Here is an 18,548-nt window from a genome sequence, read left to right as displayed (position 1 = left end):
GCTGATGTCAGCAATTGGCAGGTGATCGGTTGCTTTCATTTACATTTATCAGCCGTTTCATCCGCATCTCGACCAGCAGCATTCACATTTCTGGACCATACTGTTCTGCACGGGCAGATGAAGTGACGCCGCATCCGCGGCCCGGCGCGCGCGCCGGCTGCCCGACGACGCAGCAGCAGGTCGCACGTCAGCCGCGCGCATCACGCGCAAGGCTTTCCCTTTTCCGGCAACACGCAACGCAGCGAATCGCGACGTGGACGGTAAACCGATGAGCCTCCTTGCATCACAGCTTCAGCGCCGTTACCAGGACGTGCGCGCCCATAGCGTCGCGTTGACCGCGACGCTGTCCGCCGAAGACCAGGCCGTGCAGTCGATGCCCGATGCCAGTCCGACGAAGTGGCACCTCGCGCATACGACCTGGTTCTTCGAAACCGTCGTGCTGATGCGCCGCGTGCCCGGCTACGCGCCGTTCGACGCGGCCTTCCAGTTCCTCTTCAACTCCTATTACGAAGCGCTCGGCCCGCGCCATCCGCGGCCGCAACGCGGGCTGCTCACGCGCCCGTCGCTCGACGAGGTGCATGCGTACCGGCAGCACGTCGACGAAGCGATGCTGCGCGCGCTGGCCGGCGCCGACGCGGCGCTGCTCGAGACGATCGCGCCCGAGGTCGTGCTCGGCCTGCATCACGAGCAGCAGCACCAGGAGCTGATCGTCACCGACATGCTGCACGCGTTCTCGTGCAACCCGCTGAAGCCGGCATTCCGGCCGCGTAACGGGACGGACGCGGGCGCGATGGCCGCGGGCGACGCCGGCCCGCAGCACTGGCTGCATCAGCCGGGCGGGCTCGTCGAGATCGGCCACGACGGCGATGCGTTCTCGTTCGACAACGAACGGCCGCGCCATACGGCGCTCGTGCGGCCGTACGAGATCGCGAACCGTCTGGTGACGAATGCGGAATTCGCGGCGTTCATCGCCGACGGCGGCTATACGCGGCCCGAGTTCTGGCTGTCGGACGGTTGGGCCACGGTGCAGCGGGAAGGGTGGCAAGGGCCCGCGTACTGGATGCCGGACGACGACGATGCAGCCGCCACGCGCGTCCGGCGCACGTTCGGCCTGCATGGCGTCGAGCCGCTGGCACCCGATGCACCGGTGTGCCACGTGAGCTTCTACGAAGCGGCCGCGTACGCGGACTGGGCCGGTGCGCGCCTGCCAACCGAGTTCGAATGGGAAGCCGCGTTCCCCGCCGAGGGCATCCGGCAGATGCTCGGGCACGTATGGCAATGGACGCGCTCGTCGTACGAGCCGTATCCGGGTTTTCGGCCGCTTGCGGGCGTGGCTGCCGAATACAACGGCAAGTTCATGGTCGGCCAGCAGGTCCTGCGCGGCAGCAGCATCGCGACGCCGCACGGACACGAACGGCCGACGTACCGAAATTTCTTTCCGCCGGCCGCGCGCTGGCAATTCACGGGAGTGCGACTTGCGCGAGACGTCTGACCAGACGGCCACGAGCGGTGGCCAGCAACCCGCCCGCGATTCGCGGCCGAGCGCGTTCGCGCGCGACCTGATCGACGGACTGTCGCGTACGCCGCGCAGCATTCCGCCGAAATACTTCTACGATGCGGCCGGATCCGTGCTGTTCGATCGCATCTGCGAGCTGCCCGAGTACTACCCGACCCGCACCGAGCTCGGCATCCTGCGCGACCGTGCGGCCGAGATCGTGCGGCGCGTCGGCCCGCATGCGGAACTCGTCGAATTCGGCGCGGGCTCGCTCGAGAAGATCCGCGTGCTGCTCGACGCGTTCGCGGGCAACTATGCGAACGCGCCGGCGCGCTACGTGCCGGTCGACATCTCGGCCGACTACCTGCACGACGCCGCCGCGCGGCTGCGCACCGCGTATCCGTGGCTCGACGTCGCGCCGATCGCGGCCGATTACACGAAGGCCGAGCAACTGGCCGCGCTGACCGCGGCACCGGCGCGGCGCATCGGCTTCTTTCCCGGCTCGACGATCGGCAACTTCTCGCCGGAAGAGGCCGATGCGTTCCTGCGCGATGCCGCGCGGCTGCTGCGCGGCGGCGGCTTGCTGGTCGGTGCGGATCTCGTGAAGGACGAGCGCACGCTGCACGACGCGTACAACGATGCGCAGGGCGTGACCGCGCAGTTCAACCTGAACCTGCTCGCGCGCGCGAACGCCGAGCTCGGTGCGGATTTCAACGTCGACGCGTTCTCGCATTGCGCGTTCTACGACCCCGCGCGACAGCGCATCGAGATGCATCTCGTCAGTGACGTCGCGCAGACCGTGCACGTGCGCGGCCATGCATTCCGCTTCGACGCCGGCGAGCGCATCCACACGGAGAATTCGCACAAGTTCACGATCGACGGCTTCCATGCGATCGCGCGCCGTGCCGGATTCGTGCCCGATACCGTGTGGACCGACGCGGACAACCTGTTCAGCGTGCACTGGCTGCGCAGCGTCGACGATATCCGCGCGTGACGCCCGCGCTGGCGAACCGCTCGCGTACGGTGCGGGCGGTTCGCTTTCGGCGCATTCAAGCGCACGCCGGCGTGTGCCGATCGCCCGGTTTCGTGCGGAAAATCCCTTTTTTACCGGCCCGATGCACCGCTGCAACGGTGCGTAGAATGCCGCCTCTTCCTTGTCCCGCAAGGCTTTGCGGGCACCCGTAAACGTCCGTTACCTGTCTCGCATACCCGTTTCACCTGTGTCTGTGTCCGGTGCCTAGACTCCGAACCGTATTCACATGACGCACGACACGTGCAGGGAGTCGCGAGATGAACAAGAAGCTCATTCTCGGTGCAGTTCTCGGTGTAGCGGCGCTGGCAGCTTCGGGCGTCGCATCGGCCCACGTCGACCTGTCGGTCGGCATCGGTGTACCCGCGTATGCGGCGCCGGCGCCCGTCTACGTGGCTCCGCCTCCGCCTGTCATGTACGCGCCGGTCGGCTATCGCGATGACGGTTGGCGCGGCGACGGCTGGCGTCAGCGCGAATGGCGCGAACACGAGTGGCGCCGTCGTGAGTGGCGCGAGCACGAATGGCACGATCGCGGCGGCTGGCGCGGCGGCCGCTGGGACTGAGCGAAACGGCTCGACTTGATCGCTACAAGAGGAGAATGAAAACATGATGCCCATTCGACACATCAGGCTGTACGCCACCGCCGCCATCGTTGCGCTTGCCACCATCGGCAGCGCGCACGCGGCAGGTTGCATGAAGGGCGCGGTGGTCGGCGGTGTGGCCGGCCACTATGCGGGGCACCACGCGGTCGTCGGCGCGGTTGGCGGCTGTATTGTCGGCCACCACATGGCGAAGAAGCACGCACAAGAAGAGGCCGCGCAGCACAAGGCCGCCGCGCAGGGCATGCAGCCGGCGCAGTAAGCATCATCGTCACCGGGGCGGCGCTGCGGCGCCGCGCCCGCCTGCTTCGTTCCCCGTTCACGCACGATCCGGATTGATGTGACGAATGCGCGTCGCGCGCATCGTTACGATCATTTACAACGTCGTGTGGCGCGAATCTGGCGCGTTCATAGAATGCAGTCATACGAACGCACACCAACCAGGGAGCACAAGATGAAACACCGACGATATCTGTCCGTACTGACGGCCGCGCTGCTCGCGCTCGGCACGGTTTCCGCGCATGCCGCAGCCGGCGGCAATGGCGGTGGGAACGGTGGCGGTGGTGGCGGTCATGGCGCAGGTGGCTCGGGCGGCAATGCGGGTGGCATGTCCGCCGGGCACATGAGCGGCGAGGCGTCGAGCAACTCGAACGGCATGCACGCGGGCGACCGCGACAAGGGCCTGTCGCGCGCGGCCGACCGCTCCGACACGATCGCCGATCGCGCCGGCGTGCAGCCGGGCCACGGTCACACGCACGGACATGCGCATGGTCATACCGCGCACGCATCGATGTCCACGCATCATTCGCATCACCACGCATTGGGCCGCACGCTTTAAGTGCAGCGTACCAACGCGATGGAAGGGCGCTTCGGCGCCCTTTTTCATTGCGGGAAGGCAACGCGGCCGTCGCGCGAAAACATCGTGCCGACCCGATTTGCAACCAGCGGTAACCGCGCCGCGAACGGGCGCGAATACGGATCGCTTACACGCGGTTAACAGGCAGGAAATCGTGCGAAGCGCGCGCATCGCAAGCGCGCCCGGCGGCGTCGAAAAAGGGCGATAAAAAGGGCGGCTCATCGCCGCCCTTCGTCTTATCGCCCGGCGCCCGCCAGCGGCACCGCAGGTTCGAACAACGCGTCCGCCTGCCTGACGCGCACGAAGCGCGCCGCGCCGTCGCCTTCCACCAGCGCGCGGAAATGCGCTTCGCCGCACGCGAGCTTCGCACGCTCGTGCTCGCTCGGCACGTTGCCATCCGCATTCGGCGTATCGACGACGAAGTACAGCCGTTCGCCGCCGTCCTGTTCCGCGAGCACGGCCCAGTCCGGGTGATAGCTGCCGAGCGGCGTCTGCACGCGGAACCACGCGGGCAGCTTCGCGTACAGCTTCACGCCGTCGTGCGCCTCGAGCGCATCGGCGAACGCGCGTTCCGCGTCCGTCTCGCACACGACCGCCTCGTGGATCGACTTCTGCGCATCGGGCCGCAGGTTGCGCAGATAGCCGGTCAGCGCCTCGCTCTCGAACGATTCGAGCGCATGCACATGGCGCTCGCCGAGCTTGCGGTACGCAATGCCCGCGACGAGCGCGAGCCGCTTGCAGCGGTTGATCGCATCGGCTGCGACCGCGATGAACTGCTGCGGATTCACGCGGAAATCCTCGAGCCGGCCGCTGTCGGCCAGGATCGTCGCGAGCGAACGGCGCGTGAGCTGCGTGCGGTCCTGCAGCTCGGTGAGCAGGTCGGGCAGCGGCAGCTCGCCTTCGTCGAGCAGCACCGTGCCGGCGCCGGCCACCTCGATCGCCTCGATGCCGGCCTTGCCGATGTCGATCTCGGCCTTGCGCCACTGCAGCCGTGCGCGCGCGATGTCCGGCGCGGCGTGCAGCGCGGCCGCGCAGTCGCGCACGAGCTTCGCGTTGTCGAACTCGACGCGGTACACGGTGCGATGGCGGATGCGGTCCCACAGCGCGCGGAAATCCTCGCCGAACACGACGGCCTTGCCCGACGCATCGCGCCGCAGCGCGATCGCACGGCGCTCGTCCGCGTTGCGCACGGCAAAGCGGCCCGACAGCTTGCGCAGTGTCGCGACGATCGGCGCGCGCAGCATCTCGAAAGCATCCGGCAGCACCAGTGCGCTCTGGCGCAGCGCATCCTTCAGCCGGTCGAGCACCTTGCCCTGCGCGTCGACGTAGCCTTGCTCGTGCAGGTGGTTCCACAGCACCCGCGACAGCTCGACGCCGAGCGCATGCGCGGGCCCGTCGCCTTCCTGCACGGGCAGCGCCGCGAACTGGTGTTCCTCGACGATCCCGAACCGGATGCCCGTATCGGCCTCGATTTCCTTCTGCAGGTTCTCCGCGAACGACTCGTAGCGCTCGGTCGCGATCACGGTGAGCGTGTTCACGCCCGCATCGCGCACGCGTTCGCCGTCCTGGTCGACGGCGAGGCGCAGCCCGCGGCCGAGCGTCTGGCGGCGCTCGCGTTCGGTCTGGATGTCGCGCAGCGTGCAGATCTGGAACACGTTCGGGTTGTCCCAGCCTTCCTTCAGCGCCGAGTGCGAGAAGATGAACTTCAGCGGCGTGTCGAACGACAGCAACGCTTCCTTCTCGCGCATGATCAGGCCGTACGCACGCTCCGCGTTCTCTCGGGCCGCGGCGCTGCTTTCGCTCGTGTCGGTCCAGCCGCCCTTGCGGTCGATCGAGAAGTAGCCGTTGTGCGCGCGCCCGACTTCGAGCGCGACGTCGACACCGTCGAACAGCGCACGGTAGGCCGGCACACGTGCCGCACGCGCATATTCCTCTTCGAAGATCAGCGCGTAGTCGCCCTTCACGGGCATGCCGTTCTCGTCGTACTGGCGATAGCGCTCGACCGAATCGACGAAGAACAGCGACAGCACCTTCACGCCGCGTTCGGCCAGGCGCAGCTCCTTGTCCAGATGCTCGCGGATCGTGCGGCGGATCATCTCGCGCTGCACGGCGAGCGTGTCGATGTCGCCGAATGCCTCGCCGAGCGACAGGAATGCCTCGCCTTCCGGATGGCGCAGCTCGACGTATTCCGCACCCTTCGCCGCATGGACTTCGCCGATCCGCAGCCCCGCGTACAGCGCACGCTTGGTCAGGCGTTCGAGATCGTCGCCGTCGGTGGCCGTCACGATCTGGCGCTTCACGCCGGCCGTCGTCGCGACGTCGAGCTCGACGCGCGCGCTGATCGCGCCGCGCCGGTTCGACACGCCGACGAGCCGCACGTACGGCTTGTTGTGCGCATCTTCGACGATCGCCGACGCGATCTCGATCTGCTTGACGAGCTTGCGCTCGTACGCGTCGACCGCGTCGAGCCGGTACACCATGTGGTGGCGGTCGACGTGCGTGGCCGAATAGCGCAGCGTGCAGAGCGGCGCCATCGCGGCGAGCGCTTCGCGGCCACGGCCTTCGAGCCCGCCGTCGACGCTTTGCGGCTCGTCGACGATCACGATCGGCCGCGTCGCGCGGATCAGGTCGATCGGCTTCTCGCCGCCGGTCTTCTCGCTGTCCTTGTAGAGGTTGTTGATTTCCTTCTTGTTGATCGCGGCAACGGTCATCACCATGATCTGGATCGCCGCGCTCGCCGCGAAGTGGCGCACCTGGCCGAGCTTCGCGGAGTCGTACAGGAAGTAGTCGTACGGCACGCCCGCGTACAGCGCGCGAAAGTGATCCTCGGTGATCGCGAGCGTCTTGTGCACGCCTTCCTTGATCGCGATCGACGGCACGACGATCACGAACTTCGTGAAGCCGTAGCGGCGGTTCAGCTCGAAGATCGTGCGCAGGTACACGTAGGTCTTGCCGGTGCCGGTTTCCATCTCGACGGTGAAGTCGCGCGAGCCGGGCAGGCCGGACGGCGGCAGCCCGCCGCGCAGCTGCACGTCGGCGAGATTGCGCGTGAGCGCGTCGTCGGTCAGCGACAGCCGGTTGCCCACGCCCTGTTCCGACACCGCGAAGCCGAGCGAGCCTTGCGCGGCGGCCGTTGTGCCGGGCGCGGCGTTCGCGAGCACGCTGAAGTCGCCGCGATACGATTCCTGGCCGCGAAACAGGTCGCAGACGGCGTCGATCGCCTCGCGCTGGTAGTCGAGATCCGCTTCGAAATGCAGCCGCATCACAGGCTCCGCACGCGCTTCACGCCGTGCTGTTCGAGCAGCGCGGCGAGATTGAGCTTCGCGACGTCGTCGACGAAGCCGCTGTCGCGGAACAGGCACGTGACGTCGTGCGTCGTGCCGGTCGCATCGAGCAGGTCGACGATGCCGTCGGCCAGCGGCCCCGCATCGTCGCGCGCGATGCGCGCATCGAAGCACGCGACGATCGAGCGGCCGATCAGGTGCACGGTCTTGCCCGCCACCTGGTGATGCTCGACCGGCGTGCACAGGTCGAGGCCGAGCTTCAGCGTCAGCTCGGCAAGCAGGTCGTCCTCGGTGCGGCCGGTCTTCACGTGTTCGACGGACGCGAACAGCGCGTGGTCGAAATCGTCGCGGCGCGGGTCCCACTCGATCACGTTGGTCGTGTCGAGCCGGTACACGCGGAAGCCGAGGTCGCCATAGCTTTCCGGGTAGTCGCGCGCGACCTGCTGCGCGGCGCGGCGCAGGCGTTCCTTCGTGATTTCGGCGAGCGTCAGCGGCTTCTTCAGCTTCGTGCAGAAATCGGCCGCGCTCTGCTGCGTCTTGTCGCGGCGGTCGAGCGCTTCGGGCAACTGCACGAGCACGTAGCGGCGCGCGCCGCCGTCGGTCGCGTTCACCTGCATCACCGCGTGGCCGGTCGAGCCGGAGCCCGCGAAGCAGTCGAGCACGATGTCGTCGCCGCGCGTACACCAGCCGATCACGGCGGCCGCGAAATCGACCGGCTTCGGCAGGTCGAACGGGATGCCGAGCGTCTTCAGCAGCGCGTCGTCGGAGCCGGCGAACGGCAGCACCGACGGCACGTTCTCGTACATGTTCTCGTCGAGGTAGTAGATCCGCTGCGGCTGCGTGCTTTCATCCGCGCCGAATTCGATCTGGCCGCGCTCGATCAGCGCCTGCATCGTCGCGGGCGGGTTGCGCCAGCCGCGCGCCGGCATCGCGCACGGCTTGCCGGTGACCGGGTGGATCAGCGGCGTGAAATACTCTTCCGGCGCCTTCTTCTTGTTCGGCCAGGCCATCGACACGAGGCGGTACACGCGGCCTTCTTCCGACAGCCGGTCGTACATCACCTCGCCGCCGGACAGGTTGGTCTGCGCCTTCATCCACGCGCGGTACGCCTTCTGCGCATCCTTTGCGTTGCCGCTGCGGTACACGGCGTCGTGCGCGGCGTCGAGCATGCGCTGCGCATTGCGCTTCGGGCGCTTGAGCGGCGCCTGTTCGAGCAGCGTCTCGGCGTTGCGCGCGAACAGCACCAGCGATTCGTGCTGGTACGCGACGCCGCGCGCGTCGCCCTTCGGGTTGCGCTTGTCCCACACTGCGACGCCGAGCTCGTTCTCCTCGCCGAAGATCTCGCGCAGCATCAGCACGAGCGCGTGCACTTCATGCTCGTCGATGTGCACGGCGATCAGCCCTTCGTCGGACAGCAGCGCGTGCGCGAGCTTCAGGCGCGGATACATCATGTTCAGCCAGTCGGTGTGGAACCGGCCGTTCGCCTCGGTGTTGGTGCTGCGCTTCACGCCGCCCTGGGTCTGCCCGGTCATCGCCAGGTAGTGGCGGATGCTGTCGCTGAAGTCGTCCGGATAGACGAAATCGCTGCCGGTGTTGTACGGCGGGTCGATGTAGACGAGCTTCACCTTGCCTGCGTAACTCTTGTGCAGCAGCTTCATCACGTCGAGGTTGTCGCCCTCGATCACGAGATGGCGCGTGTCGTCCCACGCGACGCTGTCGTCGGGGCAGGGTCGCAGCGTGCCCGTCGACGGCGTGAGCGCGGCCTGGCGCGCGCTGCGCTTGCCATGCCAGTGGAAGCCGTAGCGCTCGTCGGCGTCGCCGACCGTGCGTTCGCCGATCAGCGCCTTCAGCACGTCGACGTCGACCGACGCGCCGCCGGGGCCTTCGGTCACGAGTTCGGGGAACAGCGCCTTCAGGCGCGCGACGTTGTCGGCGGTGAAATCGGTCGACATCGCCTGCGGGCTTGCCGCATCGAGTTTCTGCATCGTCTTTTCCATCGGAGCCCGGCCGCGCGCGCCAGGACATCGGGCGCGCTCGCAGCACCGGCGGCAATGGCCGCCCGGGCAAACCCGAAACGCTATCGAGTCACCCGGCCGAGGTCAAGCGCCGATGTGGGGCGATCGTGCGGACATCGGCCGCGATTGCCCGCCGGACGGGGCGCAAGCGGCTTCGAGCCGGTTGTCGCAGGGTCGGCCGGCGGCCGCCTGGCGGGCGTCCCCGGCGGCACGCGGGAAAGGACGAAAAAAAGGGCACGGTCGGCGCCAAGCGCCGGCGTGCCCGCATGGAGAATCCCGGATGGAGGGTGCGACGGGGCCAGTCGGGCCCCGATTCAGGTCAGAAACGCGTGCGGATGCCCGACGTCAGCTCGAGCTGGTTCTTCGCGCCGAACGTCGACGACACCGTGTAGCCGCCGTGCAGCTTCATGTAGTCGCCGGCGAGGTACACCTCGGTGCGCTTGCTCAGGTGATAGAACACCGACCCGTAGATCGTTTCCTTGAAGCCGTTGGCGACGCCGTTGGTCAGGCTGAACGCGCCGAGGTTCGCGTTCGGCGTGAAGCCGTCGGCGTTGTTCGCGGCGTTCTTGACGCGCATCTGCTGGTAGCCGAGCTCGTAGTCGAGCGCACCGGGCGGCGCCACCTTCACCGACACCGTCCACGAATCGTCGTGGCGCTGGCCGAGCGAGCCCTGGTCGCCGTTGTAGCGGAAGTAGCCGGCATTCAGGCGCACGATGCTGAACGTGTAGTTGCCGCCGACCGAGAACGTCTGGTTCGTGAAGCCGCCGTTGTTCACGTGGTTGTAGAAGCCCGACACGTTGAACGGCCCGCCGTTGTAGCCGAGCGCGACCTGGTACGCGGAGCCGGTCGCGAATGCGGTCGAGTTGCTGAACTGGTAGCCGGCGCTCGCGAAGATGCCGTTGCTGAACAGCTTCTTCCACGCGATGCCGTTGTTGTAGCGCGTGCCGGTCGGGCTGGCCGCGTAGAAGATCATCTGCTTGAAGTTGTTCGAGTTAGTCCAGCCGCCTTCCTCGGTCGACAGCTTCGCGGAGCCGTACGGGTCGCCGTAGATCGCGGCCGCGTCGCGCGCGATCGTGTTCTGGAAGCCGGCCGTCAGCTTGCCGAAGCGCTCGTCCTCGATGCCGACCCACGCATCGCGGTCGAAGATCTGGCCGTTGTCTTCCATCTGGCCGTTCGCGACCACGTATTCGCTTTCGAGGCGGAAGATGACCTTCGTGCCGCCGCCGATGTCTTCGGCGCCGCGCAGGCCCCAGCGGCTGCCGCTGAACCACGGCTCACCTTCGTTGCCCATGCCGATCACGTGATTGCCGTTCGCGTCGGCGTGGGTCCGGTAGGTCGGAAAGCTCAGGTCCATCAGGCCGTAGAGCTGCACGCTCGACTGCGCATGCGCCTGGGTGCCGGCGCACAGGCCAGCCGCCGCGATGGAAAGGGCAAGGGTTTTTCGTTTCAAGATCGTCTCCTCCGAGCTGCCGCATTGAAATCTGGTCGTTGGCAGTACGTAATGTATGCCGACTCTTGCCGGCCACAGCGAGAGGGCCGACGCGTAGCATCGTAGAGGGTGCAATCCTTCACGACGCTTTCCCGGACGCAAGAATCGGATCGGTGAAAACACCGAACGCGCAACAATCACGGATCGGGCAGGCGTGCGGAAGCCGGCAAGCCGGGGGCGCCGGCATGCGTCGATGACGTTTCGTGCTACGAATCGATAATCAGGGCTCGCAAAGGCGCCCGTCAGTCCTGCGTGCTCTTCATGCGCAGGATGTAACCGAGCCCGCGCAGCGTGATGATCTCGGCCGTGCTGCCCGCGAGATGCTTGCGCAGCCGGTGGATGTAGATGTCGATCGCGTCGGCGCTCGGCTCGTCGTCGAGCGCGAACACGCTGTCCATCAGCCGCGCCTTCGACACCGTCTTGTTCTGCTGCAGCATCAGCGTTTCGAGGATCGCGTGCTCGCGGCGGCGCAGCGCGAGCACCGTTTCGCCGCAGCGGAATTCGCGCGTGCCGAACGCGTAGACGAGATCGCCGCACACGAGCTGCGTCGTGCCGACGCCGGCCTGCCGGCGGATCAGCGCACGAATCCGGGCGACCAGCTCGCGCGATTCGAACGGCTTCACCACGTAATCGTCGGCGCCCGCGCCGAAGCAGTCGACCTTGTCGTCGACCGAGCCGTGCGCGGTCAGCATCAGCACCGGCACGTTGTCGTTGCGGCGCCGCAGCCGCGCAAGCACCTCCTTGCCGCTGATGCCGGGCAGGCGCATGTCGAGCAGCACCGCGTCGTAGCGTTCGGTCTTCAGCACCGTGTCGGCGCGTTCGCCGTCGCCGACGGCGTCGACCGCGAAATCCTCGCCGCGCAGCAGGTTCACGATCCAGTGCGCGAGTTCGGCGTTGTCTTCGACCAGCAGGAGTTTCATGGCGACATCTCTTCAATCGTATGCGGGCAGCCGCACGGTCACGACGATACCGCGATTGCTGGCCCCCGGCGCGAGCGACGCGCTGCCGCCGTGCGCTTGCGCGATCTCGCGGACGATCGCGAGCCCGAGGCCCGAGCCCTCGGTGTCGGCCGACACGCGGTAGAACCGCTTGAACACGTGCGGCCGCGCTTCGGCCGGGATGCCGGGGCCGTTGTCGACCACGTCGAGCACGATCGCGTCGCCGTCGCGGCGGGCGCAGACCGTCACGCAGCCGCCCGGCTGCGTGTAGCGCACCGCGTTGTCGACGAGGTTCATCACCAGCGCGGTCAGCAGGCTGTCGCTGCCCGCGACGTCGAGCCGCTCGCCGAGATCGGCGCCGAGGTCGATGTCGCGCCGCTGCGCGAGCACGATCGTTTCCTCCAGCACGCTCGACACCACGGCCGCGAGATCGACGCGATGAGTCAGCAGCGTCGACGGTGTCGCTTCCGCATGCGCGAGCAGCAGCAGCTTGTCGGTCACGTCGGCCATCTTGCGGCTGCTGCGCTGCATGCTGTCGAGCACCGCTGCGAGCTCCGGATCGTCGTGCCCACGCCGCTGCGCGTACTGGATCTGCGTGTCGAGCACCGCGATCGGCGTGCGCAACTGGTGCGCGGCGTCCGCGATGAAGCGGCGCTGCGTGGTCGTGTGCGTGTTGAGCCGCGCGATGCACTGGTTGATCGCGTCGACGATCGGCCGCAGCTCGTTCTGCAGCCGCTCGGGGCGGATCGGCTCCAGCTCCATCGGCCCGCGGTCGGCCACGTCGTCCTTCAGCTTCATCAGCGGGCGCATCTCGAAGGTGAGGCCGAGGTACACGAGCCCCATCGCGAGCATCAGCATCAGCGACAGGCGCACGAGCTGCGGCCGCCAGATCGTGGCGACCATTGCCTGGTGCGAGCGCGTCGTCTTCGCGACGACCACCGTGACTGTCTCGACGTTCCCCTCGTCGTAAAGCTGCCGATCGTAGGCCACCGCGCGCAACGGTACGCCGTCGAGCGACGTGTCGTACAGCGTCGGCTCGATGCCGTGCCGCGCGGGCAAGTCCAGCGCCGGCGTGCCCGCGAGCAGGCGGTCGTGGCCGTCGATCACCTTGTAGAACACCGAATCGCGCGACGGCGATTCGAAGATCTCCAGCGCGGCCGGCGGCACGTCGGCCACCGGCAGCCCGTTGCGCCATTCGATGTCCTCGCCGATCGTGCGCGCCGACGCGACGAGCGCGCTGTCCTGCACGAGCGCGGCCGTGGTCCGCGCGGTGTCGTACGACATCGCGCCGGCGATCAGCACGAACACCGCGAGCGGCAGCAGCAGCCACCACAGCAACCGTCCGCGCAGGCTGTGCGCCATCCTGTTGCGCTCCTTCTCCGAAATGCCGAACCGCGCCGGGAGCGCCGGCGCGGTCGGGAGTGTCATGTCAGGCGTCCGTCTGCGGCGTTCAGAACGCCGCGGGGCGCCACTTCAGCAGCCGCTTCTCGAGCCACGTCAGCAGGTAGTCGGCGGCCAGCGCGACCACCGCCAGCACGATCATCGCCGCGAACACGCCGCTCGCGTTGAACGCGCCCTGGGCGGTGGAGATTAGCAAACCGATGCCCTGCTTGGAACCCAGGAATTCGCCGACGACCGCACCGACCAGCGCGAAGCCGAAGCTCACATGCAGGCTGGCGAGAATCCAGCTCAGCGCGGACGGGATCACGACCGCCGTGGTGATCTGCCGGCGCGATGCGCCGAGGATCTGCGCGTTCGCGATCAGGTAGCGGTCGGCTTCGCGCACGCCCTGGAACGCGTTGCCGAACACGACGAAGAACACCATCACGACGGCCAGCGCGATCTTCGACGCCATCCCGAGGCCCAGCGCGATCACGAAGATCGAGCCAAGCACGACGCGCGGAATGGAGTTCGCGATCTGGATGTACAGGCCGAACACGTCGGCCATCAGCTTGTTGCGGCCGAGCACGATCCCGCAGATCACGCCGGCGACCGAGCCGATCACGAAGCCGATGCCGGTTTCCTCGAGCGTGACCCACACCTGCGTGAGCAGCGGGCCCTGCGACGTGCCGTTCACGAACCAGTCCTGGATCTGGTCGAAGATCAGCGACGGCATCGAGAAGAAGAACGGATCGATCCACTTGAGGCGTGCGGCGAGTTCCCACCCGCCGAGCACGATCACCAGCACGGCGATCCGCAGCGTGACGATCAGGTTGCGCCGGCGGCGCAGCCGGCGTTGCGCGGCGCGCTCGTCGTCCTCGAGCGTCGTTGCCGGAATGGCGGTGGGGGGAAGCGTCATGTCGGTCATGCTCCTGTCCTTGCGGTCCTTGCCTTGAGCGTATGCGTCAGCCGATCTGCACTTCTTCGCGCAGGTCGTGCCAGATGTCCTTGGAAATTTCGATGAAGCGCGTGTCGTAGCGGATCTCCGACGTGACGCGCGGGCGCGGCAGGTCGATCTCGTACACGCGCTTGAGGGTCGCGGGGCGCGCGGTCAGCACGAACACGCGGTCGGCCAGCGCGATCGCTTCCTCCAGATCGTGCGTGACGAACACCACCGAGCCCTTGTTCGCGGACCAGAGCTGCAGCAGCTCGTCCTGCATCAGCGTGCGCGTCTGCATGTCGAGTGCGGAGAACGGCTCGTCCATCAGCAGGATTTCCGGCTGGTTGATGAAGGTCTGCGCCAGTGCGACGCGCTTCCGCATCCCGCCGGAAAGCTGGTGCGGGTAGTGCTTCGTGAACTTGTCGAGGCCGACCTTGCGGATCCACTCCTCGGCCTGCGCGTACGCGACGTCCTTCGAGCGGCCGCGGAACAGCGGGCCCGCCGCGACGTTGTCGATCACGTTGCGCCACGGGAACACGGCGTCGGCCTGGAACACGAAGCCGATCCGCGGATCGATCCCGTCGACCGGGCGGCCCATCACGCGCACCTCGCCCGACACGGGCTTGAGCAGCCCGGTGATCAGGTTCAGCGTGGTCGACTTGCCGCAGCCGGTCGGCCCGACGATCGCGATGAACTCGCCACGCGCGACGCTCATGCTGAAGTCGCGCAGCGCGACGGTGGCCTTGCCTTCCGGCGAAATGAAGCGGCACGACACGTTGCGAAACTCGATCGCCGGTGTGCTCGGGGAGACTGCCTGGTTCATCGCTCTTTGTCCTGCGGGTGAGGAGGGCGTCGCATCGTGGCGACGCCGGGCCGGTCAACCGGGCCGGGACGGGGCACGCACGGCGGCGGGATCGCCGCCGCCGGCGCCGCTACCGGGTTCGCTTACTTCGCGTTCACGAAATCGTTCGTGAAGGTGCGCGCCAGGTCGATATGCTTGCCCTTCACCGACGGGTTGAACGCCGACAGCACCTTCAGCACGGTGGCCGGGCCGTCGGCCGGCATCTTGGCGTCGGCCGTGTACATCGGCAGCGACGCCTTCAGCGCGCTCACGTACAGCGCCTTGTCCTTCTGGTAGTCGGCCGGCATCTTCGCGGCGATCTCGTCGGCGCTGTGCGTGTGGATGAACTGCATCGTCTTCGCGAACGCGTGTGCCAGCTTGACCGCCTGATCCTTGTGCGAATCGGCCCACGCCGACTGCACGTACAGGCTCGCGGCCGGGTAGGTGCCGCCGAGCGCCGCGCGCGTGCCGTCGACGGTGCGCATGTCGACCAGCACCTTCGCGTCGCCCATCTTCTCGAGCGCGGACACGGTCGGCTCGGTCGTCATCCCGGCATCGATGCGGCCCTGCTTGATCGCGGCGATGAAGCTCGCGTCGGCGCCGACCGGCAGCATCGTGTACTGCGTCGACGCCACGCCGTGCTGGAGCGCGAGGTATTGCGTGAGGAAGCTGGTCGACGAGCCGAGGCCGGTCACGCCGAGCGTCTTGCCCTTCGAGTCGGCCATCGACTTGAAGGTCGGCGCGGCCTTGGTCGACACCATCTCGACTTCGCCCGGCACCTGGCCGAACACGGCGATCGCCTTCACGTCCTTGCCCTTGCTCTGCAGGTCGATCGTGTGGTCGTAGAAGCCCACGACGCCCTGCACGGCGCCCGCGAGCAGCTCGTTCTCCGCGTCGACGCCGGCGGGCTGCGACAGCAGCTCGACGTCGAGCCCTTCGGCCTTGAAGTAGCCGAGTTCCTGCGTGAGCCGCGCGGGCAGGTAGATGAGCTTCGCGATCCCGCCGACCATGATCGTGATCTTGCCGCCGTCGTCGGCGAAAGCGGGGTGAGCGGCAAGCGCGCAGCTCAGGCTGGCTGCAACGGCGAGGGTGCGCAGGATGGGTCGCATCGGGTCGTCTCCGTTCGTTGTATTCGTGTGGCGCGATGCTTGCTGCATCGTCACGACGAGTATAGGGAGGCGAAACCTTCCGCTACCTTTCGCGGGCGGGCGATTCCTTTAGGGGTTTTCCAGCAACGGAGGGGCGGAACAGGCGGGAAACGGGGGCCAGAGGCGCTCAGTGCCAGCCGATCAGCACGCGGCCCATCGCGTCGAGCCCCATGTCGAACAGGTGCGCCACGAACGGCACGAGGTTCGGGATCATCAGTTGCACGAGCAACAGCCCGACGAGCATCGTGACGGGAAAGCCGATCTGGAACACGCCGATCTGCGGCGCCGCGCGGTTCAGGATGCCGAGCGCGAGGTTCGCGATCAGGAGCGCCGCGACCACCGGCAACGCGAGCAGCAGCCCCATCTCGAACACCGTCGTGCCGAACCCGGCGAGCGTGCGCCAGCCGGGCGCGTGCAGCAGGTCGGCCGACACCGGCAGCGACTGGAACGACGCGGCGAGCGCGGCGAACACCTGCAGGTGCCCATCCACCGCGAGGAACGCGAGCATCGCGACCGCGTTCAGGAAGCGGCCCATCACGGGCGTCGCGCCGCTCGTGTGCGGATCGAAGAAGGTGGCGAAGCCGAGCCCCATCGACAGCCCGATGAAGTCGCCGGCCGCCTCGACCGCCGCGAACACGATCTGCATCGTGAAGCCCATCGCGGCACCGATCAGGAACTGCGTGACGAGGATCCAGATGCCTTGCGCGGAGAACACGGTGACGTCCGGCATCGCGCCGAGCGTGGGCGCGACGACCAGCGCCATGAACGCGGCGAGGCCGATCTTCACGCGCACGGGCACCGCCGCGTGGCCCACGACGGGCGCGGTCGCGACGAGCGCGAGCATCCGCACGAACGGCCACAGGAATGCCGTGAGCCAGCCGTTGAGCTGTTCGTAGGTAACCGAGAACATCGCCGCCGGGTGGTGTGCGCGGCTCAGCCGACGCCGAGCGTCGCGACGTGCAGCAGCGTCTGCCGCAGGTAGTCGAGCATCGTCGTCATCATCCACGGGCCGGCGATCACGAGCGTCACGGCGACCGCGAGCAACTTCGGGATGAACGACAGCGTCGATTCGTTGATCTGCGTCGCGGCCTGGAACAGGCTCACGACGAGGCCGACCACGAGCGCGACCAGCAGCAGCGGGGCGGCCAGCAGCAGGCCGACCATCATCGCCTGGTGCGCCAGGGTCATCACTTGTTCGGGCGTCATCGTGCGATTCCTCCGCGGCTTACGTAAAGCTCTGCGCGAGCGAGCCGATCAGCAGCTGCCAGCCGTCGACCAGCACGAACAGCATCAGCTTGAACGGCAGCGACACGGTGGACGGCGACACCATCATCATCCCCATCGACATCAGCACGCTCGCGACGACCATGTCGATGATCAGGAACGGGATGAACACCGTGAAGCCGATCTGGAAGCCGGTCTTCAGCTCGCTCGTGACGAACGCGGGCACCAGCAGCGACAGCGGCACGTCCTCGGGCCCCTGCATCGGCGCGGCCTTCGAGATCTTCGCGAACAGCGCGAGATCGGTCTCGCGGGTCTGCTTCAGCATGAAGGTCTTGAACGGCGCGACGCCGCGCTGCACGGCCTGCTCCATCGGCATCGAGCCGTCGGAGAACGGCTTGTAGCCGTCGTTGTACGCGCGGTCGAGCACCGGCGACATCACGAAGAAGGTGAGGAACATCGCGAGGCCGACGAGCACCTGGTTCGGCGGCGTCGTCGAGGTGCCGAGCGCCTGGCGCAGCAGCGACAGCACGATGATGATGCGCGTGAAGCTCGTCATCATCAGCAGCATCGCCGGCAGAAACGACAGCATCGTGAGCAGCAGCATCGTCTGCACGCTCAGCGAATACGTGGTGCCGCCGTGCGGGCCCGGGCTCGCGTTGAACGCGGGCAGGCCGTTCGCCTGCGCAAACGCAAGCGCGGGGGCGAGGCAGAGGATCAGCACGGGCGCGAAGCGCGCCGCGCGATGCAGGAATGCGTGTTTCATCGGAATGCGGGGTCGGAAAGAGGGCGCGGCGCCATGTCAGCGGTCCTTGCCGCGACCGAGGCGCTTCGCGGCTTCGCCCGCGAGCGCGTCGCGAAACCGCGAGCCGAACGTGCCGGGCAGGCCGCCGTCGGTCGGGGCGGCGCCGGCGGGCGAATCAGCGGAAACCGGGGCCGCCGCCGAACCGGCCGGCAGCGTATGCAGCAATCGCACGTTGCCCGGCGCGACGCCGAGCACGAGCCAGGTGTCGCCGATCTCGACGATCGTCGCACTTTCCTTCGCGCCGACCGCGACGCTCGACACGACCTTCAGCGGGCCGCCGCGGCGCGCGTGCTGGAAGCCGAAGCGGCGCGCGAGCCACGCGCACGCAAACACGAGACCGATCACGACCGCGAGCCCGACCAGCGTCTGCAGCACCGCGCCGATGCCGAGCGACGGCGCGGCGGAGCCGACCATCACGCTCGATGCGATCGCGCCGGCGTTGTTCACCGCGTTCATGTCGGCGGCGCCGGCCGGCGTGCAGGCAAGCGACGCCGCCATGGCGGCGGA

Annotated in this window: 17 protein-coding genes; 5 read left to right on the top strand and 12 right to left on the bottom strand. The window is 67.7% G+C overall.

The annotated features are described in order from the left end of the window. The first annotated feature begins 268 nt into the window (after positions 1 to 268). From egtB to G3O00_RS20850, 5 genes are all read left to right on the top strand, one after another. A complete protein-coding gene (gene egtB, locus G3O00_RS20870; protein WP_206144175.1) occupies positions 269 to 1,492 on the top strand; it encodes an ergothioneine biosynthesis protein EgtB in 1,224 nt (407 codons plus the stop codon). Beyond that, a complete protein-coding gene (gene egtD / locus G3O00_RS20865; protein WP_206144174.1) occupies positions 1,476 to 2,489 on the top strand; it encodes an L-histidine N(alpha)-methyltransferase in 1,014 nt (337 codons plus the stop codon). Before egtB ends, egtD begins: the two co-directional genes overlap by 17 nt. Before the next feature lie 296 nt (positions 2,490 to 2,785). Continuing rightward, positions 2,786 to 3,088: a hypothetical protein gene (locus G3O00_RS20860; protein ID WP_089449610.1), complete on the top strand. Its 303-nt coding sequence runs from the start codon at positions 2,786 to 2,788 to the stop codon at positions 3,086 to 3,088. Between the two features lie 43 nt (positions 3,089 to 3,131). Then, the gene (locus tag G3O00_RS20855) at positions 3,132 to 3,386 is read left to right on the top strand and encodes a hypothetical protein (RefSeq protein WP_174936302.1); all 255 of its coding nucleotides are present in this window, start codon (positions 3,132 to 3,134) and stop codon (positions 3,384 to 3,386) included. Between the two features lie 192 nt (positions 3,387 to 3,578). Then, positions 3,579 to 3,962, top strand: a complete 384-nt coding sequence (locus G3O00_RS20850; protein ID WP_206144173.1) for a hypothetical protein — start codon at positions 3,579 to 3,581, stop codon at positions 3,960 to 3,962. Between the two features lie 254 nt (positions 3,963 to 4,216). Here G3O00_RS20850 and G3O00_RS20845 read toward each other — a convergent pair whose 3' ends face one another. The 12 genes from G3O00_RS20845 to fliO all read right to left on the bottom strand — a co-directional run bounded on the left by G3O00_RS20845 (position 4,217) and on the right by fliO (position 18,539). Beyond that, positions 4,217 to 7,243, bottom strand: a complete 3,027-nt coding sequence (locus tag G3O00_RS20845) for a DEAD/DEAH box helicase family protein (RefSeq protein WP_206144172.1) — start codon at positions 7,241 to 7,243, stop codon at positions 4,217 to 4,219. After that, entirely contained in the window at positions 7,243 to 9,261 is a 2,019-nt protein-coding gene (locus G3O00_RS20840; protein ID WP_206144171.1) for a site-specific DNA-methyltransferase, read from the bottom strand. Before G3O00_RS20840 ends, G3O00_RS20845 begins: the two co-directional genes overlap by 1 nt. A gap of 337 nt (positions 9,262 to 9,598) precedes the next feature. Then, complete coding sequence (locus G3O00_RS20835; protein ID WP_041492704.1) at positions 9,599 to 10,729, bottom strand: porin; 1,131 nt, start codon at positions 10,727 to 10,729, stop codon at positions 9,599 to 9,601. 281 nt (positions 10,730 to 11,010) lie between these two features. After that, positions 11,011 to 11,688: a response regulator gene (locus G3O00_RS20830; protein WP_069246727.1), complete on the bottom strand. Its 678-nt coding sequence runs from the start codon at positions 11,686 to 11,688 to the stop codon at positions 11,011 to 11,013. 12 nt (positions 11,689 to 11,700) lie between these two features. Continuing rightward, on the bottom strand, positions 11,701 to 13,068 hold the full coding sequence (locus tag G3O00_RS20825; RefSeq protein ID WP_206144187.1) for a sensor histidine kinase: 1,368 nt from the start codon (positions 13,066 to 13,068) through the stop codon (positions 11,701 to 11,703). An 88-nt stretch (positions 13,069 to 13,156) separates the two neighbouring features. Next, a complete protein-coding gene (locus G3O00_RS20820; RefSeq protein WP_011350459.1) occupies positions 13,157 to 14,014 on the bottom strand; it encodes an ABC transporter permease in 858 nt (285 codons plus the stop codon). A 37-nt stretch (positions 14,015 to 14,051) separates the two neighbouring features. Next, positions 14,052 to 14,849 (bottom strand): ABC transporter ATP-binding protein, encoded by a 798-nt coding sequence (locus G3O00_RS20815; protein ID WP_011350460.1) that lies wholly within the window; start codon positions 14,847 to 14,849, stop codon positions 14,052 to 14,054. Positions 14,850 to 14,971: 122 nt separating this feature from the next. Then, entirely contained in the window at positions 14,972 to 15,976 is a 1,005-nt protein-coding gene (locus tag G3O00_RS20810) for an ABC transporter substrate-binding protein (RefSeq protein ID WP_174936291.1), read from the bottom strand. A gap of 166 nt (positions 15,977 to 16,142) precedes the next feature. Then, a complete protein-coding gene (fliR, locus tag G3O00_RS20805; protein WP_206144170.1) occupies positions 16,143 to 16,925 on the bottom strand; it encodes a flagellar biosynthetic protein FliR in 783 nt (260 codons plus the stop codon). A gap of 23 nt (positions 16,926 to 16,948) precedes the next feature. Continuing rightward, positions 16,949 to 17,221, bottom strand: coding sequence for a flagellar biosynthesis protein FliQ (gene fliQ, locus G3O00_RS20800; protein ID WP_011350463.1), 273 nt, complete (start codon positions 17,219 to 17,221; stop codon positions 16,949 to 16,951). Positions 17,222 to 17,240: 19 nt separating this feature from the next. Then, positions 17,241 to 18,002 (bottom strand): flagellar type III secretion system pore protein FliP, encoded by a 762-nt coding sequence (gene fliP / locus G3O00_RS20795; protein ID WP_174936289.1) that lies wholly within the window; start codon positions 18,000 to 18,002, stop codon positions 17,241 to 17,243. Positions 18,003 to 18,038: 36 nt separating this feature from the next. Further along, on the bottom strand, positions 18,039 to 18,539 hold the full coding sequence (fliO, locus tag G3O00_RS20790; RefSeq protein ID WP_206144186.1) for a flagellar biosynthetic protein FliO: 501 nt from the start codon (positions 18,537 to 18,539) through the stop codon (positions 18,039 to 18,041). Positions 18,540 to 18,548: the final 9 nt, after the last annotated feature.

Origin of the sequence: Burkholderia sp. Ac-20384, from assembly GCF_017104605.1 — a bacterium.
GTDB classification, from domain to species: Bacteria; Pseudomonadota; Gammaproteobacteria; order Burkholderiales; family Burkholderiaceae; genus Burkholderia; species Burkholderia lata.
The sequence above is the reverse complement of the archived record's forward strand: the minus strand, read 5'-3'. Positions and strand labels throughout refer to the sequence as shown.

Bases quoted from the DNA above. Each gene is read 5' to 3' on its own strand.
- egtB (WP_206144175.1), top strand. From the start codon at position 269: ATGAGCCTCCTTGCATCACAGCTTCAGCGCCGTTACCAGGACGTGCGC.
- G3O00_RS20860 (WP_089449610.1), top strand. From the start codon at position 2,786: ATGAACAAGAAGCTCATTCTCGGTGCAGTTCTCGGTGTAGCGGCGCTG.
- G3O00_RS20855 (WP_174936302.1), top strand. From the start codon at position 3,132: ATGATGCCCATTCGACACATCAGGCTGTACGCCACCGCCGCCATCGTT.
- G3O00_RS20850 (WP_206144173.1), top strand. From the start codon at position 3,579: ATGAAACACCGACGATATCTGTCCGTACTGACGGCCGCGCTGCTCGCG.
- G3O00_RS20845 (WP_206144172.1), bottom strand. From the start codon at position 7,243: ATGCGGCTGCATTTCGAAGCGGATCTCGACTACCAGCGCGAGGCGATC.
- G3O00_RS20840 (WP_206144171.1), bottom strand. From the start codon at position 9,261: ATGGAAAAGACGATGCAGAAACTCGATGCGGCAAGCCCGCAGGCGATG.
- G3O00_RS20830 (WP_069246727.1), bottom strand. From the start codon at position 11,688: ATGAAACTCCTGCTGGTCGAAGACAACGCCGAACTCGCGCACTGGATC.
- G3O00_RS20825 (WP_206144187.1), bottom strand. From the start codon at position 13,068: ATGGCGCACAGCCTGCGCGGACGGTTGCTGTGGTGGCTGCTGCTGCCG.
- G3O00_RS20820 (WP_011350459.1), bottom strand. From the start codon at position 14,014: ATGACCGACATGACGCTTCCCCCCACCGCCATTCCGGCAACGACGCTC.
- G3O00_RS20815 (WP_011350460.1), bottom strand. From the start codon at position 14,849: ATGAACCAGGCAGTCTCCCCGAGCACACCGGCGATCGAGTTTCGCAAC.
- G3O00_RS20810 (WP_174936291.1), bottom strand. From the start codon at position 15,976: ATGCGACCCATCCTGCGCACCCTCGCCGTTGCAGCCAGCCTGAGCTGC.
- fliR (WP_206144170.1), bottom strand. From the start codon at position 16,925: ATGTTCTCGGTTACCTACGAACAGCTCAACGGCTGGCTCACGGCATTC.
- fliQ (WP_011350463.1), bottom strand. From the start codon at position 17,221: ATGACGCCCGAACAAGTGATGACCCTGGCGCACCAGGCGATGATGGTC.
- fliP (WP_174936289.1), bottom strand. From the start codon at position 18,002: ATGAAACACGCATTCCTGCATCGCGCGGCGCGCTTCGCGCCCGTGCTG.
- fliO (WP_206144186.1), bottom strand. From the start codon at position 18,539: ATGGCGGCGTCGCTTGCCTGCACGCCGGCCGGCGCCGCCGACATGAAC.